The organism is Sorangium sp. So ce406, assembly GCF_051474675.1.
Classification (GTDB): domain Bacteria; phylum Myxococcota_A; class Polyangia; order Polyangiales; family Polyangiaceae; genus Sorangium; species Sorangium cellulosum_G.
The window spans coordinates 4164257-4188579 of sequence record NZ_CP150340.1; the positions used below are offsets into that span (position 1 = coordinate 4164257).

Annotated in this window: 16 protein-coding genes; 8 read left to right on the forward strand and 8 right to left on the reverse strand. The window is 70.8% G+C overall.

The genetic code is table 11. The annotated features are described in order from the left end of the window. Positions 1 to 85 precede the first annotated feature (85 nt). Entirely contained in the window at positions 86 to 721 is a 636-nt protein-coding gene (locus WME96_RS15445) for a type 1 glutamine amidotransferase family protein (RefSeq protein WP_437290871.1), read from the forward strand. Then, positions 705 to 1244: a MarR family winged helix-turn-helix transcriptional regulator gene (locus WME96_RS15450; protein ID WP_437290872.1), complete on the forward strand. Its 540-nt coding sequence runs from the start codon at positions 705 to 707 to the stop codon at positions 1242 to 1244. The genes WME96_RS15445 and WME96_RS15450 overlap by 17 nt, the downstream gene beginning before the upstream one ends. Positions 1245 to 1430: 186 nt before the next feature. On the opposite strand, the gene WME96_RS15455 is transcribed toward WME96_RS15450, so the two are convergent. The 4 genes from WME96_RS15455 to WME96_RS15470 form a co-directional block, all read right to left on the reverse strand. Further along, positions 1431 to 2231 (reverse strand): helix-turn-helix domain-containing protein, encoded by an 801-nt coding sequence (locus WME96_RS15455; protein ID WP_437290873.1) that lies wholly within the window; start codon positions 2229 to 2231, stop codon positions 1431 to 1433. A 63-nt stretch (positions 2232 to 2294) separates the two neighbouring features. After that, positions 2295 to 3311, reverse strand: coding sequence for an aldo/keto reductase (locus WME96_RS15460; RefSeq protein WP_437290874.1), 1017 nt, complete (start codon positions 3309 to 3311; stop codon positions 2295 to 2297). A 151-nt stretch (positions 3312 to 3462) separates the two neighbouring features. Then, a complete protein-coding gene (locus tag WME96_RS15465) occupies positions 3463 to 6861 on the reverse strand; it encodes an alpha/beta fold hydrolase (RefSeq protein WP_437290875.1) in 3399 nt (1132 codons plus the stop codon). 104 nt (positions 6862 to 6965) lie between these two features. Continuing rightward, positions 6966 to 9032, reverse strand: a complete 2067-nt coding sequence (locus WME96_RS15470; protein ID WP_437292322.1) for an alkaline phosphatase family protein — start codon at positions 9030 to 9032, stop codon at positions 6966 to 6968. Positions 9033 to 9401: 369 nt separating this feature from the next. Between WME96_RS15470 and WME96_RS15475 the strand changes: the two genes are divergently transcribed. From WME96_RS15475 to rpsD, 3 genes are all read left to right on the forward strand, one after another. Next, complete coding sequence (locus tag WME96_RS15475) at positions 9402 to 11549, forward strand: DUF6055 domain-containing protein (RefSeq protein ID WP_437290876.1); 2148 nt, start codon at positions 9402 to 9404, stop codon at positions 11547 to 11549. A 209-nt stretch (positions 11550 to 11758) separates the two neighbouring features. Further along, positions 11759 to 12541: a class I SAM-dependent methyltransferase gene (locus WME96_RS15480; protein ID WP_437290877.1), complete on the forward strand. Its 783-nt coding sequence runs from the start codon at positions 11759 to 11761 to the stop codon at positions 12539 to 12541. 285 nt (positions 12542 to 12826) lie between these two features. After that, positions 12827 to 13438: a 30S ribosomal protein S4 gene (gene rpsD / locus WME96_RS15485; protein WP_437290878.1), complete on the forward strand. Its 612-nt coding sequence runs from the start codon at positions 12827 to 12829 to the stop codon at positions 13436 to 13438. Positions 13439 to 13452: 14 nt separating this feature from the next. On the opposite strand, the gene WME96_RS15490 is transcribed toward rpsD, so the two are convergent. Both WME96_RS15490 and WME96_RS15495 read right to left on the reverse strand, forming a co-directional pair. Continuing rightward, positions 13453 to 14091, reverse strand: a complete 639-nt coding sequence (locus WME96_RS15490; protein WP_437290879.1) for a PadR family transcriptional regulator — start codon at positions 14089 to 14091, stop codon at positions 13453 to 13455. A 727-nt stretch (positions 14092 to 14818) separates the two neighbouring features. Further along, entirely contained in the window at positions 14819 to 16408 is a 1590-nt protein-coding gene (locus tag WME96_RS15495) for a BNR repeat-containing protein (RefSeq protein ID WP_437290880.1), read from the reverse strand. Between the two features lie 409 nt (positions 16409 to 16817). Between WME96_RS15495 and WME96_RS15500 the strand changes: the two genes are divergently transcribed. Continuing rightward, positions 16818 to 19460, forward strand: coding sequence for a hypothetical protein (locus WME96_RS15500; protein WP_437290881.1), 2643 nt, complete (start codon positions 16818 to 16820; stop codon positions 19458 to 19460). Between the two features lie 49 nt (positions 19461 to 19509). Here the strand turns inward: WME96_RS15500 and WME96_RS15505 are convergent, their stop codons facing one another. Further along, the gene (locus tag WME96_RS15505; RefSeq protein ID WP_437290882.1) at positions 19510 to 21000 is read right to left on the reverse strand and encodes a carotenoid oxygenase family protein; all 1491 of its coding nucleotides are present in this window, start codon (positions 20998 to 21000) and stop codon (positions 19510 to 19512) included. Positions 21001 to 21228: 228 nt separating this feature from the next. Here WME96_RS15505 and WME96_RS15510 point away from each other — a divergent pair, with 228 nt between their 5' ends. Beyond that, on the forward strand, positions 21229 to 21915 hold the full coding sequence (locus WME96_RS15510; protein WP_437290883.1) for a TetR/AcrR family transcriptional regulator: 687 nt from the start codon (positions 21229 to 21231) through the stop codon (positions 21913 to 21915). A gap of 163 nt (positions 21916 to 22078) precedes the next feature. Here WME96_RS15510 and WME96_RS15515 read toward each other — a convergent pair whose 3' ends face one another. Then, entirely contained in the window at positions 22079 to 23464 is a 1386-nt protein-coding gene (locus tag WME96_RS15515; RefSeq protein WP_437290884.1) for an aldehyde dehydrogenase family protein, read from the reverse strand. A 58-nt stretch (positions 23465 to 23522) separates the two neighbouring features. On the opposite strand from WME96_RS15515, the gene WME96_RS15520 reads away from it, so the two are divergent. Then, on the forward strand, positions 23523 to 24314 hold the full coding sequence (locus WME96_RS15520; RefSeq protein WP_437290885.1) for a Stp1/IreP family PP2C-type Ser/Thr phosphatase: 792 nt from the start codon (positions 23523 to 23525) through the stop codon (positions 24312 to 24314). Positions 24315 to 24323: the final 9 nt, after the last annotated feature.

Consider the following 24323-nt stretch of genomic DNA (forward strand, 5'->3'; position numbering starts at 1 on the left):
AGAACAGGCGCCGGTTGGACTGGGCCTGCCCGATATCGTGAATCGGCATTTTGACAGAATGCTGTCAACATGACAGCATTCTGTCATGTCGAACCAACGCGATGTCCACGTGCTCGTGCTCGATACCCTCGCCGACTGGGAGCCTGGGTTCGCGATAGCCCATATCAACCGCCCGGCCCCCGGCGTGCCCTCTCCGTACCGGGTCCGCACTGTCGGGCTCGATGGCTCAGCCGTGCGAACGGTCGGCGGAGTCACCATCCTGCCGGACCTCTCGTTGAACGAGCTGCGTCCGGCGGACAGCTCGCTGCTGATCCTGCCGGGGGCCGACGTCTGGGCGGAGCCGAAGACGGATCCCGTGCTCGCCAAGGCGCGTGAATTCGTGGACGCCGGCGTGCCGATCGCAGCAATCTGCGGCGCGACCCTGGGGTTGGCCCGCGCCGGGCTGCTCGATGATCGAAAGCACACCAGCAACGATCCGAGCTTCCTCCAGTCCAGCGGCTACCGCGGCGGCGCGCACTACCTGAACGAGCCCGCGGTGGACGATCGAGGCGTGATCACGGCCTCGTCCATGGCGCCTCTCGACTTCGCACGCGTGATCCTGGCCCGCCTGAAGGTGTTCTCGCCGGCCGCGCTCGACGCCTGGTACGGGCTCTACAAGACACGGGAGCCGTCCTACTACTACGCCTTGATGGAGGCGCTCGGACGTGGTGGTCAAGCGTAGTTCCGGCGGGGACGCGCTGACCGAGCTGGTGCTGAAGGTCTTTCGCCTCAACGGCCGCTTCCTCGAGGCGGCTGACGACATCACCGAAGGCAGCGGCCTCACCGCGGCTCGCTGGCAGGTGCTGGGTGCCGTGCTGCGCGAGCCGCAGTCGGTGGCGGCGGCCGCGCGCAGCATGGGACTGACCCGTCAGAGCGTGCAGCGGCTCGCCGACGTGCTGGTCGACGAGGGCTTGTGCACCTATCTCGACAATCCCGCCCACCGCCGAGCCAAGCTGCTTGCCCCGACCGAACGAGGCTGGGCAGCGATCCGGCGTATTCATCCCATTCAGGTCGCGTGGGCCGATCGGGTATCCGCGGCGGTCGGGGAACGCGCCCTGCGCGCCGCAAACGAGACCCTCGACGCGGTGCTCGCGGTCCTCGCCGCCCCGGCCGGACAGGTAAGCGCACGCACGCGGTCCACGCCGCGGCCTCGCAGCCGCAAAGCCGCGCCCGAGCCGACGCGGCGGAAGCGCTCGCCGGCCTGAGCCGCCCGCGCGAGCGTGCACGAGGAGGTGCGCGCAACCCGAACGCGCTGGTGCCCACGCTGGAGGACGGCGACTTCGTCCTGTGGGAATCGATCGCGCTCGGTGCCCGCGGCCGGAGGCCTTGCCGAGCTGGCCGGCCGTCGGAGCAGGGGTGAGCCAGGGAAACGAAAAGGTCCTCGTGCCGAGCTACCGGACAGGCAAAGGAAAATCCGAGGTGATCCGCTTCGGTTGGGTCATCCGGCCGCCCGCGCGGTCGAAGAACGCGCCCGGTGTGAGCCCGACGAGCTGGCGGAAGTCGGCGATGAGGTGGGCCTGGTCATAATAGCCCGCGTCTGCGGCGATGCGTGCCCAGTCGCACGAGGTCGCTGCCATTCGCACCGCGCGTTGCAGGCGGACGGTCCGCGCGAACTCCTTCGGGCCGATGCCGACGTTCTCGGTGAAAGCGCGGCGAAGATGCCGCGCCGTGACGCCGAGCCGGTCGGCAACACTCTCCACCCGGACCTCGCCACCTTCGAGCAAGCGAACCGCGCGACGAGCGAGCTGCCCCGACGCCGTCTCGAATGGTTGGCCGGCACGACGGGCGAGCGCCCGGGCGACGCGCTCCATCACCTCCGCGCGGCTCCTCGCGGCGAGTAGCTCGCCGCAGAGCTCGCGCCCCGCGCGGCCCCACACGTCCTCCAGCGGAACGGTGCGGTCTGTGAGCTCGCGCGCTGCCACGCCGAGCAGCGGGACCGACCAGCCTGGCTTGAACCGAAGAATGACCGTCCGCGCGAGGCCGGTCTTGCTCTTGAATATCGCGCGTGTTCGGGGACCCGCGACCCACACGTCCCCCTCGCGCCCACCCTCGAGCGCTCGAAAAACGAGGATCGTTCTGCCGTCGGGAAGCCACTCGAGGTCGAACGCCTGACCGGGGGGTGGCGCGACCGCACGCACGTCCTCGACGAAGGGCGGGAGCGCGAGGGTGGGGAGAGCCATCGCAGCGGCCATGTTCGTTACTGTTACGCCTCTCGTGCGGCCATTCAAGCCGACGCGGGTGCCCGCACCGATCGGCTACCGCTCGCTGTCGAGAGCCTTCATCTGCTGGGCGGGGTAGCGCGTGCCGCCGATCGCGTCGGCTGGCACGATGCTCTCGAGCGCCGCGACGTCGCTCGACGACAGCGGCTTGTCGAGGGCCACGAGGGCATCGTCGAGCTGGGCTCGCGTGCGGGCCCCGACGATCGGCACCAGCGTGGGCTGCTTCGCCAGCACCCATGCCAGCGCGACCTGAGCCGGCGTCATCCCTCGCTCACCGGCGAAGGCGTGAAGATTCTCTACGACGCTCGCGTTCTTTGCCCCTTGCTCGCCTGCGAAGCGTGGCATGTACTGTCGGAAGTCCCCCTTTCCCGAAGGCTTGCTGCCGGTGAGCAGCCCCCGCGAGAAGACCCCGTAGAGCGTCGCGCTCATCCCGAGCTCTGCGAGGGCGGGGAAGATGGACGCCTCGGGTCCGCGCGTCGCGATCGCGTACTCGATCTGCAGGTCCACAATCGGGTGCACGTTGCTCGCGCGCCGGATCGTCTCGACCCCCACCTCGGACAGCCCGATATGCCGGACAAAGCCGGCCTTGATGAGGTCGGCGATGGCCCCGACGGTGTCCTCGATGGGGACCTGCGGGTCGAGGCGCGCGGGGCGGTACACATCGATGACCTCCACGCCCAGCCGTTGCAGGCTGTACGCAGCGAAGTTCTTCACGGCCGCCGGGCGGGCGTCGATGCCCAGCGCGGCGCCGTCTGGGCCGCGCATCGCGCCGAACTTCACCGAGAGCTGGACCTTGTCGCGCACCCCCTCGATCGCGCGCCGGATGAGGAGCTCGTTGTGCCCGTTGCCGTAGAAGTCTCCGGTGTCGATCAGGGTGATCCCTCGCGCGATGGCGTGGCGGATCGTCGCCACGCTCTCGGCGTCTTCGGCCGGGCCGTAGGCGCCGGACATCGCCATGCAGCCGAGGCCGACGGGAAAGACGCTGGGCCCGGCCTTGCCCAGCGGAGTCGAGCGGAGGGGGGAGCGGCTCATCGTGGCGTCGAGGTGGGTCATGAGGTGTTCATGCCACGCGCCCGCGGCCTCTGATTGGAAAAACCGGACATCTCGACGGTCCCGGACGGCCCGACGGGTACGTTCTCGCACGCAAAGCTCGGCCGGCTCCCGTGGTGACGGAGTCTCTTGGGCGCGCGTATCAGCGCCGCGCTCAGGTCCGGTCGAGGTGCTCGACGATGAAGGGATACACGTCGGTCGACGCGTTCTTGCCGAAGATGCAGTCGATATGGCCGTACCCGGGGATGACGTTGCGCGAGTAGAGGCCGGCCCCGTTCCTCGCCGACAGCACCTCGACGGTCTTCTCGGTGCTCGCCGGCAGGAAGCACTGGTTCTCCGCGCCGTGGATGAAGCGGATCGGGATCGCCATCCGGTCGAGGTGCGGCAGGTAGACGTCCTTCCCGTCGGCGTCGACCACGTGGCCCTTGCGGGTCATCAGCGCGAGGCCCTCGAAGGCGCGCATCGTCGCCTCGCCGAAGAGCTCGTAGAGCCGCTCGTGCGTCGCGTGGTTGAGCTGCGCGTGCTCGTAGAGCAGCGAGTACATGAACGAGATCCGGTGGCAGACCGCGCTGTCGCAGCGCTCATCGGACCCGACGGGGTAGAGCGCGAGCGCGCGATCGTAGAGGCGCGAGAAGAACCCCTCGTGCGAGGACGCGTTCGTCGTGAGCGACCCGACGCCGATCGCGTCGAGCACGTCCGGCGTGTGCAGCCCTGCCTTGAGGTGCACCAGGGCGGGCGTGACCACGTGCGTGGAGATCTGCGAGATCACCGCCGAGCGGACGCCCTGGAGCCCGGCGAGCATCGCCATCGTGAACGTCGTCGCGCCGTAGCAGTGGGCGACGACCTGAACGCTGGCCGCGCCCGTCACCTCGCGCACCTTCGCGATCGCGGCGGGGTGATCGTGGTGCGCGATCTGATCGGCCGTGTACTGGGTCTTCGACGCGGGGAGCAGCACGCTCGACCGGAAGTCGAGGAGCCAGACGTCGTGGCCGTGGGCCACGAGGTGCTCGAGCAGGTTCGTCTCGATGGTGTCGGTCGAGAAGATACGGCTCGACACGCCGAGCCCGTGCGCGAGCATCACCGGCCCCTTCGTCCCGCCCTGGTACCGCGTGAGGAGGAGGTCGACGCCGTCGTCGGTCTTGAACGGGTAGAAGCGCGGGCCGGGGACGCGCAGCGGCCTGCGCTTCTGGGGCGGAGCGTTCGAGTCGGCGAACTGGAGGGGCGCCGCCACCCCGCCGTAGTAGTCGTAGACCACGCCCGCGAAGAAGCGCCCGAACTTCACCGTCGTGGCGAGCCGCTCCTCGGCGTTCTTCGCGTTCGTGACGTCGAGCGTCCCGAGCTGGCGGATGAAATCCTCCGGCTCGATCCGGAGGATCCCCTTGCCGATCACCGGCCCCTTGTCGTCCTCGCCCTCGTGGATGGTGATGTACAGCGTGGTGGTGTCGTGCCACGCGTCCCAGAACGGGCGATCGGTGATCACCTTGAAGCCGTAGAAATGGAAGGAGCGACCCTCCTCCGAGGCGAGCTTCATCGAGTACTTCATGAGCCGCGTGTCGGCGGCGTCCGGGTCCTGCACGAAGAGGTTGAACGTCCCGTGCGTGACCGTGAGCGGGCGTCCCGAGAGCGCCGGCGCGTCCACCGTGCCGAGCGTGCGCGCGGCGTGCTCCGGGCTCGCGATCATCGCGTCGACGTCCTCCGACACGATCGTGAGGATGAACTTGAAGCTCGAGTCCTCTTGTTTGCCCAGGTCGGCGGCGGTCTGGAAGTCGCTGTCGACCGCCTTCGAGAAATAGCCCTTCATCGTCTCGGTGAACCGGATGCCGGGCTTGCGCGGCGAGGGCTCGGGGACGAACGGACCCTTGTCGGAGTAGTCGATGTGGAGCCCGCGGTCGCGCGCGAGGTGGATCGCGCAGCGCTCGGCCAGCGCCGAGATCGTGAGCAGCGGGTTGACGCCGAGGGAGACGGGGATGATCGAGCCGTCGCACACGTACAGCCCCTCGTGGACCGCCGTGCCCGCCGTCGACGCGAAGACCGTGCCCTTGTGGTTGACGACGCCCGACGCGGCCGAGTCGGCCATCAAGCAGCCGCCGAGCGGGTGCACGGTGATCAGCTTGTCGCCGATCTTCGGGGACCAGATCGGGTCCTTGACCGAGATCCCCTCGAGCGGCGCCGTCGTCTCGAAGACGCGCGCGTTCATCTTCGCGAAGATGGGCTCGGTGCCCACCTCCGGCCAGTCGATCCGTAGCTGATCGCTCTCCAGCTTCATCGTGCCGGCGTTCGCCTCGTGCCCCATCACGAGGTACGTCTGCGTGTGTGTCGTGGCGCCATGGTAAGCGCCGAGCAGGAGCGACTCGGTCTCGCGCACTCCCTGGGCGAAGGCGTTCTGCGGGGCGGTGTTCGAGCCGCCGATAGTGGAGGCCGCCTTGAACATCAGCGGCAGGAGCGGCGCCAGCGCGCCCGGGATGGAGCCCTCCTCGATGATGATGTCATCTTTCAGGTCGGGCTGATTGCGCATGTCGATCACCCCGGTGATACACGGCCCGACGGGCGTCGCCGTCCCCGGCGCGCGGTGCCCGAAGCCGATCCCGTCGAGCTCCGGCGTACAGTTGTAGCCGAACGCCAGCATGTCCCCGTTTCCGCTGAACCCATTGCCGAGCTGATCGGAGAGGGGTAATCCGAGCTCCTTCGACCGGAGCAATATCTCGGTCGAGCCCAGGGTGCCGGCCGAGACGACGACGATCTTGGCGGTGACCACCAGCGTCGGCGCGTCGAACGCCTCGCGGCCGGTGTCGAGCACCTGGTAGTGGACGTTCCATTTCCCGTCGCTGCGGCGCTCGACGTGGCGCACGCTCACCTCGCAGAAGATCTCGGCGCCGTGGCGCTTCGCGTCGGGCAGGTAGTTCATCAGGACGGTGTTCTTCGCGCCGTGGTTGCAGCCGGAACAGCAGTCGCCGCAGTTGTTGCAGGCCTTCTGCGCGACGCCGGCGGCGTTGATGCCGTCCTGGAAGGTCACGTTGATGTTGAGGCGCCGGAACGGCTGCCCCATCGCCTCCGCCGATCGCTGGAGCGCCGTCAGCTTGCGCAGCGGGGGGTTGCTCTCGGGGTAGGGCCTCGGCGAGAGCATCCGCTCGGCGAGCATGTATCCCGTGTTGAGGTGCTCCATGTTCTCGGCGCGGAGCTGCGCCGGCCAGCGCGGATCGTCGAAGACGCGCGCCTCGGCGCGGATCGAGACATTGGCGTTGATGAGGGAGGTGCCGCCGAGGCCACAGCCGACGAGCACGCCGATGTCCTTGTTGACGTGCAGATCGAACAACCCCGTGCGCGAGCCCTCGTGACCCAGCTCCGGGAGGTTGAGCTGGAACTCCTCCACGGCCTCCAGCGCGGTGTTCGGGTACTCGCCGGGCTGCCGCTCCCGCCCGCGCTCGAGCACGCAGACCTTGAGCCCGGCGCGCGAGAGCCGGGACGCCATGATCGCGCCCCCATAGCCGGAGCCCACGACGACGACGTCGTATTCACCGCTGATGTCTTCGATGTCCGACGAGAGACGATTCATGCCCTGCTCCATCCGTCATTGACGGTTCGTTGATGTTCCATGGCGCACCACGAGGCGGCGCCACCGCGCTGCAGTAGGTCGTTCGGGGTCATTCCCGCCGGTCGTCACCGGCCCGGCGCCGCGGCCTGCGCGCCGATCGGCTCGACGGTCCAGTAGTAGACCTCCCTCCGGGTCGTCACGCCGTTCTTGCTCCGGGTCAGGTACTCCCCCGAGCGCTTGTTCTTGAAGGCCACCGCGTCGCCGAAGCGAACGGGCCTGTCCTTGACCTCGGCCTCGAGCGTCCAGGTCTGCTTCTCGTACCTCTTCTCGTCCAGGACCGGGTCGTAGTCGTTGAAGTAGTAGCAATTCCGGGCGTCGCTCCATGCGCCCAGCGTGTTGTAGGCGCCGATCTCCATCTCGGTCGACACGAGGGCGACGTCGTCGCCGTCGCGGACCTCCTTCGCGCTGGCCTCCCTCGCGCTCTTCTCCAGAAAGAGCGCGACGGCCTCGCCGCCGAGGGTAGGGAAGTACTCTGCCGCCTCGGGATCCGACGGCGACAGCAAGCCCAGGATCGTCCGTTCCTTGACCGAGGTCGAGAGGCGCTCGCCGAGGTGGCTCCTCAGGTGGAATCGCTCGAGGTACCTGAACGGCTCCCCCGCCGCGCGCTCCACCTTGAGGAACCGGATGTCGCGCTCGTCCCGGCGAGGCTCCTTCAAGGTCAACACGCCCTCGAACGTGGGCGCCCCCATCGCGCGCGCCATGAAGGTGGGGAGCTGCCGCTCTTCCCCGTACCACTTGAGGATCGTGGCGATGAGCGAGGTGTGATCATAGGGCTGCTCTCGCGTCGAGCGGAACACGGTGCCTCGCTGAATGCGCGGCGAGACGAGGATCGCGGGCACCCGGACGCCAAGACGATCGAAATTGAACCCGTGCTGGGTCTCGAACCCTGGGCGGTCGCTCCCCCAGGGGGGCACGGCGGCGGGCGGCGGGACATGGTCGAAGGTGCCGACGCCCTCGTCGAACGTCACGATGAGCAGCGTCTTCTCCCAGGCCTCTCGGTTCGCGATGAGGCTCATGTAGACGCTCTGCAGGAAGGTCTCCCCCGCGCTCAGGTTCCCGGGCGGGTGGTAATCGTTCCCGATCGCGGTGGCGAGGCTCTTGATCCAGCTCACATCGGTGGACTCCTCCGAGACGGTCCAGAACGGCTCCAGGAGGCTGAACCGCGGGAGCGTCCCTGCGCGCGCGTGCGTGTGGAACTCGTCGATCCGCGCGAAGCGTCGCTCGACCTCCGGGATCGCATGAAGACCGCGGAACAGCCGATACGTGTAGCAGGAAGGGAGCTCTCCGGACGAGAGCTCGATCAGGTAGTCCTGGTGGTCGGCGTCGAGGTCCTCCGCGAGCTTGACGACGCGCTCGATCAGCGGCTGGAGGCCGGTCTTTCCGCCGGTGAGCGCGACCGATATCTTCCTGGGGAGGGTGCTCGTCTCCCAGAAGATCTTCCAGTCGTCGTGTCCGGCGTCGTGGAGGGCGTTCCAGAGGGTCTTCGTGTCGAACTGATCGTCGCCGAGGCCGAGCCCTACCTTCTCCTCGATCAGCTTGGCCCTCGGGTCTTTCTCGAGCCAGCCATTGTCGGTGAGCCCCAGAGACGTGCCGCAGAAGGCGAAGGCCCGGTTCGGGTTGGTCTGGGACGGCACCGACGAGAACCACATGTCGCAGACCGCATAGTGCTCTGCGAGCCCATTGATGACCGGGAGCTGGTCGGGCGTGTAGCTCTCCAGCACCTCGCCCGCGAGCTCGCGCAGCGCTCCCGGCTTGTCGCGGGCGACGCCCGATTTCCTGAGGGCCGCCACGTAATCCTGGAGGAACCCCTTCATCGTGGGGATATCGCCGGTCTCGACGTCCTCTTTCCCGAAGAGCTGGACGTTGACGTGGGCGAACTCCTCGTTCGGCGCGACGCAGGGCACGTTCAGGGCGGAGGCTCCCTTCACGGGGGCGCCGCTGAGCCCCTCCGCGACGTTGGTGAACGCCGTCAAATCGAGGCCTTGCAGGCCCTCGAAGCGGCGCGCGCCCGGGGCGGGCTCCGGGATGTTCAGCGCCGGGCCCTCGCTCCGGTCGGCGTACAGCCACCCGAGGATGCTGTCGAAGGATCGATTCTCGAGAATCACGAGCACGACGTGCTCGATGCCATCCATGGTCACGTTCGGTCTCCTTGCAATGCTCCCGCCGGCCCCAGCGCATCCGCGGAGCACCGGGCGATCCTCCACGGCGCGAGGCGACACGATGCCCCCAGCGCGCACTCCCCACGGACGGTCGCTCCTCGGACGAGCGGACCGCGAACTCGCTCTACGTAGACCCCCCGCGCCCCCGCTGCCCCGCCGAGCGCCACGTGCAGATTATGCCGAGCGTTCGTTGATCACAAGACGTTCTTGGATGCCGGGTGACATTCGCGACGCGACCTACACGACCACTTCACGGGCCCATGTAACCTGGCGAGCGGCGATGTGGCCGGCATTGGCGTGATTTGCTTTGCCTGCCGAGCGAGCTCCGGGCGAGAATACAGCATGCTTGAACCGGCTGATGGCACACCGGAGTTGCGCGGTCGTGGCGTCCCCGAGCTCTCCGCCTGTACACGCCGCGCGCGAGCGGGAGCTCGACGCAGGCTGGGCGCGTTGCTCGAGGAGCGGCTCGCGAAGGGCTCGGCGCTCGCCGTCGCCGGGCTCCTCGTCGCGTGCGGTCAGCCGTCGGAGCAGCGTGCTGTGGAACCCGCGTCCGGCAGCGGCGGCGTGGGGGCGACCGCGGGCACGGGCGGCGCGGGGGCGACCGCAGGCACCGGCGCGGGCGCCGGTTCCAGCGGAGGAGCGACGGGCACCACGGCGAGCGCGGGCCCCTCGGCGAGCGGCACGGGCGGCGGTCCCGGCGCCTGCCAGGAGGGCACGGCGAGCACGACGTGGGCGACGAGCTGCCAGGCCACGCGGGAGAGCTGCACGGCAGGCACGTGGAGGGCGCCGCGCGACGGCGGCGAGACGGGCGCGCCGCTGCGCCACGAGTCCGAGCACTTCGCCATCTACTGGCCAGAGGGCACCGACATCACGCTGAGCCAGGCGGAGGCGGCGGCGGAGACGCTCGAGAGCATCTGGAGCGCGTACTTCGGCAGCCCGATCTTCTTCCCCGAGCCGTACTGCGGCTCGGCAGACAAGTGGAAGGCCGCGGTCCACTTCGACAATGACTTCCCGCTCTGGGGAGGCGGCTGGACCCGCAACGGCATCAGCTACATGGGGATGTGGATCGGCCCCGGCGCCGCGAGGGATCGGTGGGGGCTCGCCCACGAGTTCATGCACGGCGTGCAGTCGACGACCCGGGCGTTCCCGGAGTGCGGCGGCGTCGGCTGCTGGATCTTCGAGAGCCACGCGAACTGGATGCCGCACCAGATCTGGCGGGATGACGTGCACTGCTCGGAGATGCTGCCGAACATGCCGCACCTCTATTACGGCAACACGCGCGACCGTTACTGTAACTGGCAGTTCTTCGAGTTCTTGAAGGACAAGCACTGCTATGGCGCCGTCAACGACATGTGGGCGTTCGACGCCCCGAGCGGCCAGCGCGACCCGTGGCAGAAGCTCATGTTGAGCCGGGGGTGGGACATCGAGCAGCTCAACGATCTGTTCGGCGAGTGGGCGATGCACAACATCACCTGGGATTACAAGGACCCGCCGCCCACCGACGGAGCCGATCGTTCCAGCGTGTATCGCCAGGCGTACGGGTCGATCGAGACCGATCCGACCTCGCGCGGCCGCACGGAGCGGCGGCTGCGGCTCACCCGGCTCGAGGCGCTCGACGCGGACTGGGCCCAGGACCGCCGCTTCGTCTCGCCGTACCACTGGGCGCCGCAGCGCTGGGGGTACAACGTCGTGCGCCTGCACCCGGAGCCGGACGCGACCAGCGTGCAGGTGGAGTTCCGGGGTGTCACGCAGGCCGATGCAAAGTCCGGGTGGCGCTGGGGGCTGGTGGCGACCGATCCGGAGCTGACCAGGGCGCGCTACAGCCCGCTGCAGCGAGGGGCCGACGGCGCGCTGAGCTTCTGCGTCAGCCCGGGCGAGAACGTCTACCTGGTCGTGGTCGCGACGCCGACCGAATACCAGAAGCTGGTCTGGACGAATCCTTCCGACGGGCCGGCATACCCGTCGATCTATCGCTATCCGTACATGGTGCAGGTGGACGGGGCCTGGCCTGCCGGGTTCCAGGACGGTCAGGTCGAGGCGTGTCCGGCGGGCACGGAGAGGCATTCGAACGGCGGCGGCTGCGCGCCTCCGGGCACGCCGTCGAGCGTGTATGTCGGCCCCTACGCCAGGATCCTCGGAGGCGAGGTGAGCGGCGATGTGCGCGTCGAGGATCACGCGACCATCGTCAACGGGACGATCTCCGGCGGTCGGATCGGGGCGCTCAGCCTGGTCGGGCAGGGCGGAGCGGGCATTCAGGCGCGCGCCTTCGACGTGAGCGGCTCGGCGGTCGTGCAGACGACGTTCTATCCGCTCGGCTGGTTCGGCGGCGGCCAGTCCGTCTCCGGGACGGCGCGGCTGCTCGGAGATGTCGAGTTCGTCGCCACGTCGAAGTCGAGCAATACATTCTACGGATTCGTCCCCGGCGACTGGACCGGCGTCTCGTCCGCGACCGAGGTGACGGTCGCGCCGCCGTACGCCTGGCGACCGTGACGCCGCGGCCCGGCGATCGGAGCCGGGCCAGCGACCTACAGCGACCTCACAGCGACCTCACAGCGACCTTACCGTGGTTGACGTGTCGGCCGGGTGAGGGAGCACACCGTCGGCAACCTGGGTGAGGTCGCGGCGCACCGTCGGCCAACCTCGCGGCGCGGCGCGCCTGGGCTTGACAAGCGGCGGTCAGATCTGTCATGAAAATGAAAATGACTTTCAACATCGATGCCGCCCCATCGTTTGCTCGACGCGAGCTCGCAGGTGTCGCCGCGTGCGCCTACGCAGCCGACGCGTTCCCGGACCTCGGGTTCCACGACGAAGAAGCGCGCCGCCTCGCCCGCGTGCTGGACGTCGAGCGCGCGGGCTTCACGGAACAGGAGCTCCGCCCGCTCGCGACCCGGGCGCGCCTGGTGGATGACGTCGTGCGCGACTTCTTCCGCCGCCACCCGGAAGGGTTGGCCATCGGGCTCTTCTCCGGGCCGTGCACTCGGTTTTCGCGCGTCGACAATGGCCTGCTCCACTGGATCGACGTCGACGTCCCGCGCGTGATCGCCTGGAGGCTCCGGCGCGCCCCCGACACGCCGCGGTATGCGCTGGCCACCGCGTCCCCCGGCTGCGACCACTGGATCGATCAGCTCTCCGAGGCGCACGGCTGGCCCACGTTGATCCTCGGCCTCGGCCTCTTCTCCCAGCTCGGCCCCGAGCGGATCTCGGACTTCTTGACCCAGGCCTCCCTGCGCCTCGCGACAGGCGTGGAGCTCCTGCTCGACGCGACCCCGTGCCTCCGACTTCGTCCCTCCGCGGCGAGGGGCGCGCGTCACGTCGAGCTCCACCGAGAGGGGCGCGGCGTGGAGACGTTCCCGTGGTTGCGGGTCCTCGACGAGGACGACTACCCCGAGCCGCTTGGCGCCCGGGTCCGGACCACGAACGGACTCGCGCGCTTCCTTCGAAAATCGCAGCTCCCCATCCTCCGCCACTTGCGGCGCGTGTGAGCCCTCCAGAACCTGAGGAGTCCCCTCGTTTTGCAGCCTTTTTCAGCGGAGAAATTCAACAGGGAGGCGGGGAGGCGGGGAGTCTTCGAAGATTTTTCTCCCCGCCTCCCCGCCTCGCTGTGAATTTCTCCGAAGAATTTGAGGGGATTCGTCAGCTCCAGAACAGGACCAGGAAAGAAGACAAAGGATCTCGATGAACATCCAGGAATTCGTTGACGCACCGGCGCCGGACGGCGCCGCGATCTGCCCTCGCGACGCGCGCGCCTCTCTGGGGAGGGCCTCCACATGAGCCGCTACACCGGACCTCGCGTGAAGGTCATGCGCGCGCTCGGGGTCGAGCTCCCCGGGCTGTCGACGAAGAAGACCGAGCGCCGGCCCTACCCCCCGGGGCAGCACGGCCAGGCCCGCAAGAAGCTCAGTGAGTACGCCTTGCGGCTCCGGGAGAAGCAGAAGGTCCGGCTCAACTATGGCCTCACCGATACGCAGCTTCGGACGCTCATGCTCGAGGCGCGCAGGAGCAAGATGGCCGCCGGGGCGAAGCTCATCGAGCTGCTCGAGCGGCGGCTCGACAACGTGATCTTCCGCGCGGGCTTCGCGCGCACCATCCCGGCCGCGCGACAGCTGGTGACCCACGGGCATGTGCTCATCGACGGAAAGCGCGTCGACATCCCCTCCTACCGGGTCCGCGCCGGAGAGACGGTGAGCGTGCGGCAGCAGCGGCGTGATCACCAGACCGTCGTGGCCGGCCTCGCGAGGGCGGACATGGAAGCGCCCTCGTGGCTCGCGGTCGACAAGGACGTCCGGCAGGCGCGCGTGACCAGCCTGCCGGACGAGACGAGCATCCCGTTCCCGATCGAGGTTCAGCTCATCATCGAGTACTACTCGCAGCGGCTGTGACGACGAGCGCGTGATCACGGCCGCCGGCCGGCGCGGTTCTCCGGGTCTTCGTCGAGCAGCTCCTCGATGTCGGCGGCCGCCTTGTCGAGGATCTTGACGGTGCGCGCGAGCACGGCCGGCGTGAGGCGGCCGCGGCGCATGGCGTGGCGCAGCAGCTTCATGAGCGAGCCGACGCGCTTCATGACGTCGCCGAAGTCCTCGGCGAAGCGCTCCCACGAGGTCTCGGCGAAGCGCTCGTAGAACTCGTCGACGTACTCGCGGTTCGCCTTGAGGTCCTCGCGTCCGGCGTCGGTGATCTCGTAGACCTTGCGCCCGTCGGCCTCGATGACGCGCGCATGCCCGAGCTCCTCGAGCATCTGCAGCGTCGGATAGATGACGCCGGGGCTCGGCCTGTAGGCGTCGCCGCTGCGCTGCTCGATGGCCTGGATGACCTCGTAGCCGTGGCGCGCTCGCTCGGCGAGCACGTCGAGGACGAGGTAGCGCACGCCGCCGCGGTCGGCCCGGAGCGGCGGTCCTCCGAACCAGTCGCCCCACCAGCCGGGCGGCCCGCCGCCGAAGCCCGGCCGGCCTCTCCCGAACGGACCACCCCGGGGCCCTCGCGGGCCGGCGTGATGGTGGTGGCCATGGTGGTGGTGGTCACATCCCCAGAACATAGGTGAGCTCCTTCTCTTGCTCGGCGGCGGCCCGCCACGTCGGCGAGCACTCAGTTGCTGCGCGCGTGGGTGGACAGTCCCGGCCTTGCGGGTCCGGGCAGCCCGCGGCGCCCGGTCCGATAGTCTAAAAGATATATCTAGACGATAGCTCTCGACGGACCTATGTCAAGGGACGGGGCCGGTGCGGACCTGCGGACCCGACCCGGGTTGAGGCGCGCGGACCCGACCGAAGTTGAGGCGCGCGGACCCGACCCAGGTTGAGGCTCGCGGGCCCGACCCGCGGCCCGACCGAGGTTGAGGCGCGCGGACCCGACCGAGGTTGAGGCTCGCGGACCCGACCCAGGTTGAGGCGCGCGGCCCCGACCCGCGGTCCGACCGAGGTTGAGGCGCGCGGCCCCGACCGAGGTTGAGGCGCGCGGCCCCGACCGAGGTTGAGGCGCGCGGACCCGACCGAGGTTGAGGTTCGCGGCCCCGTCCCGGGTGGCCAGCCCGCCGAAATCGTGCGCTCGCCTCGGAGTTGCCGATCTCGAGAAGGCAGAAGCGCCATTCCTGCATTGGCGGAATTTCACACCGTTGCGCCGGCTCTCGATAGCTCCGGCATGGCACACGACGGCCTGGTCGCAGACTGGGTGGAAGAGGTCCGTCTCGAGCGCGGCGAAGCGGCGTTGACCGCGCTCTACAACCCCGCCGAGGCGTATCTACGGACGTGGGAGCGCACGCTCGCGGCTCACTGGAGCGTGTACTCCAGCCCCCAGATGTTCACGGAGCTCCGCTCGGGATAGTACACGGTGAGCTCGTCCGAGGTCTCGAGCCGGGCGGCGTCGATCAAAGGATCGGAGAAGAACCGGCCCGCGTCGGTGTCGTCGAGGAGCGTCCACGTCGCGTAGCCGTCGCTCGGCGACGCGCCGGCGATGCGCAGATCCGGGAGGATGGCGTAGACGTTCTCGGTGGAGGAGATCGCGAGCTTGCCCCGGAAGTTCTCGACGACCCGCAGGCCGAGCCCGTGGCGCGCCCACGTCCCGTCGGTGTCGCGCACGTAATGGAAGAACTCGCTGCGCGACCGGGCGCTCGTGAAGTTCGAGTTGTCGGCCTCCCCGTCGGGGAGGTGCGAGAGCAGCACGTGGACCCGCCCGCTCGCGTCGACCGCCATGTGCTCCTGGTTGATCAGCCCCCTATTCTGGCCGATGGGCCACACGGAGAGGCCCGTCGTGCTCCGGGTCACGAAGGACGCGCCCGTCGTCGCGACCTTCTCGCCCGCGTTGTTCATCCAGGTGCGCCCGTGATCGTCGCTGTACACATACAGCAGGTCGTGGTTCGTCGTCGCGTCGGGCGTGTCTCGCCAGCACCACGCCGCGTGCAGCCGCGAGCCGCCGCGCGTGTACGCCAGGCCGTGCAGGTAGGCGTTCATGCTGGCGTCCGTGCCCTCGATGTACTCGCCGAGCGAGCGCCAGGCGTGCGTCGCCGCGTCGTACTCCCACAGGTGCTCGTCGCCGCTGCCGCTCTCGCCGATCCGGGCGCTGAACAGGAGCTTGTCCCCGCCCGGCTCGGTGACGAACCTCGGGTACGTGACGAGCCGCACGGTGTTCGAGCCGACCAGCGCGCCCGAGACGGCGCTGAAGCTCGCGGCGGCCCACGCGGCGCCCTCCGGATCGGTCAGAAGACCCGTGACCGAGCGGCGGTAGTGCAGCGTGCTGCCGTGGTGATCGAACGCGAGGTGCAGCGTGCCGTCGCCCGGCGCGATCCCGAGAGAGATCGTGTTGTGGGCGTCGTCGGCGCTCAGCCGGTGGTCGGTGAAGTCGAACTTCTGCCAGGCCCCGGCGTCCCCCCCGGGGCTGGCCGGCAGCTTGCGGCGCGCGAGCACGACGTTGCGGTTCCTGTTCCAGAAGGCCGCGTACTGGTAGCCGTTGAAGGACACGATCGCGTCCTGCTGGAACGACTCGCCGTTCACGTAACCGCCATAGGACACCACGGTGAGCCCCGACTCCGCGAGCTTGCCCTCGCCGCGCTTGACGATCCCGGGCGCGACCGGCTCCGCGCCGCCGGCGCCGGTGGTCGAGCTTGTCGCGGTGACTCCCTCGCTTCCCGTGCTGCCCGCGCCCCCCGCGGCGACGCCGCCGGCGCTGCTGCCGCTCGCGCTGGCGGCTCCGGCGGCCGCCCCTCCCGCGCCCTGGCCGCCACCGGTCGCACCGCTGATGGCGGCGGCGCCGCTCGAGGTCGAGTCGCCGGGCGGCGAGGCGGGCTCGCCGTCGCTGCAGCTCGCCAGCCAGCCGACCGACGAAAGAACGAGCAGCAGGGAGCAGGGAAGGGGATTGGTCATGCGTCTGCCCGCCGATACTGCCGTTCAGCGGCGGCGCCAAGCGGCGCCGGCTGCCATCTCTCCGGGGCGGCCCTGCACAACGCACGATGAGGGTACCGGGCGCAGCTCGTGGCGAGTCTGGAACTGGACCCCCGAACTGGAACAGCACAGCCCTGTTGAACGGAGGGTCCGATGATCGCCTGTCTCCAAACACGTGTCCGCGAAGGAACACGCGCTCCCTGCATGCGCAACGTCCACGGCGCTCGCCCTCCTCACCGCCCTGAATCGCCTCTCCCGGTCTCCTCGACGCGGGTGCGTCCCCAGGTGACGCGCCCGCGAGCACGCGCCTTGCCGTGAGGGCGCGAAACACCGCCGCGCGCGCCCTGCGCCGCGCGGCGCCGGACGCGCTGCCCACGCGGCGAGGAACATCATGTCCAGCCTGAGCACGGAGAGCACACCCCGCGAGCGCCTGGATCGCGCGATCAGCGTCCTCGGCCGCGTCCGGATGTACTGGCGCGGGGTGGCCGCGATGATCGCGGTCGGACTCTCGATCTCCCTCGCCCTGGCGCTCACCACGAAGCGGGTGTGGCGGAGCGAGGCCACCCTCCTTTACCGCGAGACCATCCAGACCGGCCGCGATCCCCAGAGCAGCGCCGCGCGCGCGGCGCGCCTCGGGCCGAAGCTCAAGGACACGCTCACCGCCCGCGGGACGCTCGCCGGCGTCATCGAGGAATTCGGGCTCTACCCGGAGAAGACCGCCCGCTCGATGGTCGAGGCCGTCGAGGAGATGAAGAACCACGTCGGCTTCCGCGCGCAGAGCAGCGACACGTACGTGATCTCCTTCACCCACGACGGCCCGCACGTCGCGCAGCAGGTCGCCGCCCGACTCACGCAGATCCTGATCGAGGACTACCGCCGCGCCAGCGTCGGCGCGGCGACCATGACCCGCGACTTTCTCCGGGAGGAGCTCGCCGAGGCGAGCGCCAAGGTCGACGAGGCGAGCCGCGCGCTCGCGACGTTCCTCGCGAGGAACCCGCAGTTCCAGTGGGGCCTCAACGACTCCCCGTACGCGCCCGCGCCCCAGCCGCTCGGCCCGCCCGGCGCCCCCGCGCCGGCGTCGGCGCGGATCGCGCCCGCGCAGCCCGCCCGCCCCGTCGATCCGCAGCTCGCCGCGCTCGAGCGGCAGCTCGCCCGGGTCGAGGCGCTGCTCGGGGCCGGGCGGTCGCCCTCGGCGGCGCCGGGGCAGCCGCTGCCCCACACCGTCGTCGAGGCGCAGCGGGCCCGCGACGCGGCGGCCGCGGCGGTCGCGTCGGCGGAGGCGGCGCTCGCCGAGAAGCTCACGACCGTGACCCCGCTCCACCCGGACGCCATCGCCGCGAAGCGCCGCGTCGAGGCGGCGAAGGGCCAGCTCGCGGCCGCCGAGAGCGCGCTCGGCCTCGTGCGCGCCGGCCTCACCGAGGTGCCGCGCGACGAGGCGCGCGCGCTCACGCCGCCGCGGCGCGCAGCGCTCGAGGCGGAGCGGAGCGCGCTGCACCGGCAGATCGCGGGCCTGCGCGCGCGCGCCGGCGGCGGCAGCGCGGCGGCGGGCGGCGAGGCCCGGCGCGCCCCGCGCGCGCCGGCGGGGAGCGCGGCGGACGGAGAGGCCCCGCGCGGGTCGCGTGAGCCCGATGAGCGCGCCGAGGACCGCGTCATCGAGCTCGAGACCGAGTGGCACCGGCTCCGCCTCGATCTCGAGCGGGCGCGCGAGTACCTGAAGACGGCGCAGGCCAACGAGCGCGCCGCCAACCTGTCCGCGGACGCCGCCGAGGACAAGAGCGAGACCGAGCTCGACATCCTCGATCCGGCCTACCTGCCGAGCCGCCCCGATCGCGGGCGGGGCCGCGTCCTCTTCGCGGGCGCCGCGGTGACGTTCTTCTTCGCGCTCGGCGTCGCCGGGGCCCGGGTGCTGCTCAACGACACGCTCTACGACGGCGGCGACATCCACGCGCTCGGCGGCCCCGCCCTGCTGGCCGCGATGCCGGAGCTCCCGGCGCGCCCCCCGCTACGCGAGCGCGCGATCGTCTCCGCGTACGGCCCCGACCCATCGAGCGCGCCCGGCTACAGCGACGAGCCGTCGAGCGCTCCTGGCCACGGCGACGAGCCGTCGAGCGCGCCCCCACACATCACGGAGCCGCCCCACACGCCCCCGGATCCGGACGCCGACCCGCCCGATCTCGCCCCGGAAGACGCGCGCTCCGACGACCTCGATCTCGACGGCGCCGACGTCCTCCCCGGGTCGTCCTGGAGCGCGCCCGCGCTCGCCTGCGTGGGCGCGCGCCCCCTCTCGTATGCGCCCAGCGCCGCGTTCGGCGAGCCCGAGGTGGAGATCCTCGGCGCCGACGTCGACCCCGAGGGGTGCGGCGTCTTCGAGCTGCTCCGCGGCGCGCCCGCGGCGGCGCTCGCGGCGCTCCGGGTCCTCCGGCACCGGCTCGATCAGCGGCGCGGGGGCGAGCCCCTCGCCGTCGCGGTGGTGAGCCCCGGCCGGGCCGAGGGCAAGACCGCGCTCGCGACCCGGCTCGCGATGACGCTCGCCGAGGCCGAGCGCGCGCGCGTCCTGCTCGTCGAGGGCCACCTCGCGCGCCCCCGGGTCGCGGCGCTCCTCGGCCTGCGCCTGCCCGCGCGCGCGGGCTTCTCCGAGCAGCTCCGGCGGCGCATGGCGGGTCAGGCGCGCCCGCTCGGCGTCGTCGCCCTCGGCCCGTCGCTCTCGGTGCTCGCGGAGCCGTCGCTCGAGGCGAGCTACCCCGAGGCGCTCCACTCGGTCCACTTCGAGGCCGCGCTGCGCACGCTCCGGCGCTACTACGACTACGTGGTGATCGACGGCCCGCCCATCCTCGGCACGGGCGACGCCAACGTCATCGAGGACGCCTCCGACGGCATCCTCCTGGTCGCGCGCGCCTCGGTGACGCGCGCGTCCTCGCTCACGCGGGCCGCCGAGCAGATCGGCGAGCGCCGCATCCTCGGCGTGGTCCTGAACGACGTCGCGCCGCGGCCGGTCGCGAGGAAGCGGATCGAGGTGGAGGCGCCGGCGACGTAGCGCGGCGACGCGCGGCGCTCGATCCGCGGAGCGGCGCCCGCGGCCTCCCTCAGCTCTCCCGCGGCAGGAACGTCCCGTGGTACGTCTGCGGCGAGGCGTGGGGCAGGTGGATCCGCGCCAGCGGCCCGTCGTCGAGGTGCGCCGCGTCCCAGACGTGGACGGCGCTCTTCCTGGCCTTCACGTCGGTGATCAGGGCGAGCACGTGGCCGTCGCCCTCGGCCGCGCCGGGCGAGCGCGGCACGAACACCGGCTCCGAGGGCAGCTCGTGCCGCGCGAGCGGCGCCCGGGTGACCTCGCCCGTACCGGGCTCGACGCGGGCGACGCCGTTGCCGTGCCGGTCCTCGTCCCGCCCCGCCGTGGCGAGGAAGACCACGCCGTGCCGCTCCCCCTCGACCCGCGGGTCGCAGCGCGGGAACTCGCCGAGCACGCCGCCGAGGTCCTCCGCCTCGAGCTGCTCGCGCGCGGGGCGCACGCGGTGGCGCACGAGGACGCCGGTCTCGACCGAGGAGAGCTCGGGGCGGTCGGTGTCCTTGCCGATGGCGCCGAGCGTGCCGAGCCCGGGGTAGCGGACGAGGTCGACGACGAGGTCGTCACCGTCGTCGTAGGCGTTCGCGAAGTGCCACTGGAAGAACGCGTCGACGTGGAAGCGGCGCACGCGGGAGACGTCGTCGATGTCGACCACGATCACCTCCGTGCCCCGGCGCGGCTCGTAGCGCACCCAGGAGTCGAATCCTCCCCAGTGCAGGAGCGCGCGCGCCACCCGGATGACCGCGGGCGAGACGAAGAAGACGAGGTGCCGCCGGGTGGCGCAGAAGTCGTGGAGCATCACCGGCGCCGGCAACGGCACCGCGCCGAGCGCGCGCGCGCGCCCCTCGTCGTCGACCGCATAGAGGTCGAGCTGGGGCGCGCGGCCGTACCGGACGCCGAAGTTGTAGCTGGTCTTCCGGGCAGCGACGCGGTGCGGGTGGGCCGAGAAGGTGGGGCCGAGCGCGCCGCCGAGGTCGCTCTCGCCCAGGGTGTCGAGGGTCGCTGGATCGAGCTCCGTCGGCCTGGCGCTCTCGACGAGCGCGAACAGACGGCCGCCGGCGACGAAGGCGCTCGTGTTCGCGACGTTCTTGCGATCCTTGCCCTGCAGGGCCCGGAGCACGCGCCTGGGCCAGGACAGCGTCGAGCCGTAGAGGCGCCGGCCAGCCGCGAGCTCCTCGACGAGGCCGCGGCTGCGCACCAGGCGGTGCGCGCCCTCCGCCCGGCCGCCCGAGAGCCGCACGGCGAGCATGCCCCCGTCCGCCTGGAAGGGGTGCGGCACGCGGACGCCGAAGAGGGTGGCGCGGGCCGGGCCCACGCGAAACAGCGTGCCCTCGAGCCCTTCGGGCAGCGCTCCCTCGACCGCGAGCGGCGTGAAGCCGTACTCGGCCTCGAGGTCGGTCAGGTGGTCGAAGGCGCGCGCGCCGCGCGCGGCCTCCGGGGAAGCGCGGCCCGCGCCGGCGAAGGCAGCGTCGAGGGCGGCGTCGGGGACGGGGGTGGACAGGGCGATGGACATGGGGCCTCCGGTGGGGCGGATGTAATCATTGATTACATCGCGTTCGGGTAATGTAATCGATGATCACATGAGCGCAAGCTGGATCGTGCGGGCGGCGTCGCCGGGCGTCCTCGGCCCTCTGCGCCGCCGTTGTTCGCGTCGGCGCGGCGGTCTCCTGCTTGACGCCGCCGTTCGTCCCCCGGAAAGCGCGGCATGCCTCCGGGTCGAAAGCGCGTCGAGGAGCCGCCTGTGAAGAAGAGGGCGACGCCCTCGAAGAAGACCGCGAAGCCGCCTGCCGGGCGGGCGCCCTCGAAGCGGGCGGCGCGCGGCTATCACCATGGCGATCTCAAGCGGGCCCTCGTGGACGCGGGGCTGGCGCTCCTCGAGGAGAGCGGCGTCGACGCCGTGCGGGTGCGGGAGGCGGCGCGGCGGGTTGGCGTCTCTCCGGCCGCGCCGTTCCGCCATTTTCCCTCGCGGGAGGACTTCCTGCGCGAGGTCGCCCTCGCCGGGATGGAGCGGTTCGAGCTCGCCTCGGCGGCCGAGATCGCGGCCGCGCCCTCTCCGCTGCTGCGCTTCCGCGCGCTCGGGCTCGCGTCGGTCCGGTTCGCCCTGGAGCATCCCGCGCTGTTCGAGCTCCTGAACGGCCCTGCCTTTCGCGTCGACCCGGAGGGCGAGGGCGCGCTCCTGGCCGCCCGGGACGAGGCGCAGGCGCGGCTGCGGAGGATGATCGCGGAGGCGCGGGAGCACGGCGAGCTGCGCCCCACCGACCCCATCGTCACGGAGGTCGCGGGCCGCGCGATGGTCTACGGGCTCGCGCGCATGTTCACCGACGGGCTCCTGCCGCGCGAGGGCGCGATGGAGCTCACCGAGGCCGTCTTCGAGGTGCTCGGCGAGGGGCTGGCGCAGGCGCCGGCTGGGGGGTCACGGTCGGATTGAAGAGAAGAGGCCGCGAGGGCGCAAGGGTCGCCAGGGAGAGAAGAGAGAGGAAGGGAAAGAAGCTCTGGCGCCATGGCGCCTTTCTTCTCAATCGATCTCTTTCCCCCTCTCTCCTTGCGTCCTTTGCGCCTTGGGGTCCTGTTCTCTCCTTCTCCAGCTTCCGTCAGCCGAGCTTGAAGTTGATCGACTTCGGCCGGGTCAGGTGGAGGAACCCGAGCGTCGAGAGCGTCGCGCCCTTGCCGGTGTTCTTCGTGCCCGTCCACGGGAGCGCCGGATCCAGCGTGTCGCACTGGTTCATGTAGACCGTGCCGACCTCGAGCTCGGCCGCGAGCCGCGCCGCGCGCTCCCTGTCGCGCGTCCAGATCGACGCCGTGAGCCCGAGATCGCTGTCGTTCATCAGCGCGAGCGCCTCCTCGTCCGACGAGACGGGCACGATCGGCAGCACCGGCCCGAACGACTCGATGCGCATCACGTCGAGATCGGGCGCCGTGTCGACGAGGAGCGTCGGCTGGAAGAAGCGCCCGCGCCCGTCGACCTGCGTCGCCCGCCCGCCGCAGAGCGCCCGCGCTCCCCGCGACAGCGCCTGCTTCACCTGCGCCTCCAGGAACGCCGGCGCGTGCGGCTGCGCCATCGGCCCCAGGTTGGTGCGCTCGTCCGTGGGATCACCGAGGACGTAACGTTTCATCAGCTCGAGCGCGGCCTCCACGAAGGCGGGATAGAGATCGCGGTGGACATACGCGCGCTCGACCGCGCAGCAGCTCTGTCCGGCGTTGTAGCAGGCGCCGTCGACGATCCCGTCCACCGCCTTCTCGAGGTCCGCGTCCGCCGCGACGTACGCGCCGTCCTTGCCGCCGAGCTCCAGGCCGGCGTCGACCGCGACCTTCTTCGACGTCGCCGCGTAGATCCTGCGTCCGCCTTCGACGGAACCGGTGAATCCGACGTAGTTGACGCGCGGGTCCGAGGCGATGCGCTCGGACGTGGGGTGATCGCAGTGGAAGGCCTGCACCACGCCGGGCGGCGCGCCGGCCTCGGCGAACGCCTTAGCGAAGTGCTCCCCGCAGAGCGGGGAGCGGGGCGAATGCTTCAGCAGCACCACATTGCCCGAGAGCACCGCGGGGATGACCACGTTCACGGCGGTGAGGAGCGGATAGTTCCAGGCAGGGAGGTTGAAGACCACACCGAGCGGGGCGCGCACGATGCGCCGCTCCATCCCCTGCTGCTCGGGGAGGACGACGTCCGCGAGCGAGGCCTCGGCGATCGAGATCATGTGCCGAGCTCGCTTGGCCATGCCCGCGATCTCATTGCGGGATTGGCGTAGCGGCTTGCCCATCATCCGGGTGATGTCAGCGGCGATCGCCGGCGCGCTGGCCTCGATGCGCTCGACCGCGCGCAGGCACAGGGCGGCGCGCTCGGCGAAGGGGGTGCGCGCGAAGCTCCGCGCGGCGGCGGTCGCTGTGTCGAGGAGCCGGTCGACCGCGGCCTCATCGGCGAGCGGCCGGCGGGCGGCTTCTTCGAGGGTATAGGGGTTGTCGATCACCAGGTCGGGCATGGCGGGGGAGATTAACCCAGTTCCCTGGGGGGCCAAGCGTCGTCTAGACTCGGGGCGAATGCGGGCCATCGCGGCAGGTCTATCGGACGTCGGCAGGGAGCGGGTCCACAACGAGGACCGATACATCCTGCTCCCCGAGTTCAACGTCTACGTCGTCGCGGATGGCATGGGCGGCCACGAGGCCGGCGAGGTCGCGAGCCGGATCGCCGCGAGCGCCATCGCGGGCTACTTCCGCGAGGCGAACGGCAAGCGCCGCAAGGCGTCCACCGGCGATCGGCTGCGCGCCGCCGTGACGTACGCGAACGCGCGCATCTTCGCGCACGCCGACGATTCCCGGTTCTACCGCGGGATGGGCACCACGGTCGTCGCCGCGGCGTTCGCGCCGCGCGAGCGGAAGTTCTACGTCGCGCACGCGGGCGACAGCCGCTGCTACCTGCTGCGCCGCGGCGGGATCGCGCAGCTCACCCGGGATCACTCGCTCATCGCGGACGCGCTGCTCGAGCGGCCCGATCTCACCGAGAGCGACCTCGCGTACCTGCCCCGCAACGTGATCACGCGCGCGCTCGGCATCGGCCCCAGCGTCGACGTCGACCTGCGCGCCGAGCGCGTCGAGCCCGGCGACGTCTTCCTCCTCTGCTCCGACGGCCTGCACGGGCTCGTCGACGATCGCGAGATCGCGCGCATCATCGAGGACAACGCCGTGCTCGCCGACGCGTGCTGCAAGCTCATCGACTGCGCCAACGAGAACGGTGGCCGCGACAACATCACCGCCGTGCTCATCCGGATCGAGGAGGCCGCGGCCGCGTCGTGGAGCCAGCGCCAGGGCGCGAAGACCCGCAACGCGCGGTAGCGCTTCGCG

Excerpts from the sequence above, each read along its gene's own strand:
- WME96_RS15480 (WP_437290877.1), top strand. The coding sequence starts at position 11,759 with ATGACTTTCAACATCGATGCCGCCCCATCGTTTGCTCGACGCGAGCTC.
- WME96_RS15520 (WP_437290885.1), top strand. The coding sequence starts at position 23,523 with ATGCGGGCCATCGCGGCAGGTCTATCGGACGTCGGCAGGGAGCGGGTC.
- WME96_RS15455 (WP_437290873.1), bottom strand. The coding sequence starts at position 2,231 with ATGGCCGCTGCGATGGCTCTCCCCACCCTCGCGCTCCCGCCCTTCGTC.
- WME96_RS15475 (WP_437290876.1), top strand. The coding sequence starts at position 9,402 with ATGCTTGAACCGGCTGATGGCACACCGGAGTTGCGCGGTCGTGGCGTC.
- WME96_RS15445 (WP_437290871.1), top strand. The coding sequence starts at position 86 with ATGTCGAACCAACGCGATGTCCACGTGCTCGTGCTCGATACCCTCGCC.
- WME96_RS15470 (WP_437292322.1), bottom strand. The coding sequence starts at position 9,032 with ATGGATGGCATCGAGCACGTCGTGCTCGTGATTCTCGAGAATCGATCC.
- WME96_RS15465 (WP_437290875.1), bottom strand. The coding sequence starts at position 6,861 with ATGAATCGTCTCTCGTCGGACATCGAAGACATCAGCGGTGAATACGAC.
- WME96_RS15500 (WP_437290881.1), top strand. The coding sequence starts at position 16,818 with ATGTCCAGCCTGAGCACGGAGAGCACACCCCGCGAGCGCCTGGATCGC.
- rpsD (WP_437290878.1), top strand. The coding sequence starts at position 12,827 with ATGAGCCGCTACACCGGACCTCGCGTGAAGGTCATGCGCGCGCTCGGG.
- WME96_RS15505 (WP_437290882.1), bottom strand. The coding sequence starts at position 21,000 with ATGTCCATCGCCCTGTCCACCCCCGTCCCCGACGCCGCCCTCGACGCT.
- WME96_RS15460 (WP_437290874.1), bottom strand. The coding sequence starts at position 3,311 with ATGACCCACCTCGACGCCACGATGAGCCGCTCCCCCCTCCGCTCGACT.
- WME96_RS15515 (WP_437290884.1), bottom strand. The coding sequence starts at position 23,464 with ATGCCCGACCTGGTGATCGACAACCCCTATACCCTCGAAGAAGCCGCC.
- WME96_RS15490 (WP_437290879.1), bottom strand. The coding sequence starts at position 14,091 with ATGTTCTGGGGATGTGACCACCACCACCATGGCCACCACCATCACGCC.
- WME96_RS15495 (WP_437290880.1), bottom strand. The coding sequence starts at position 16,408 with ATGACCAATCCCCTTCCCTGCTCCCTGCTGCTCGTTCTTTCGTCGGTC.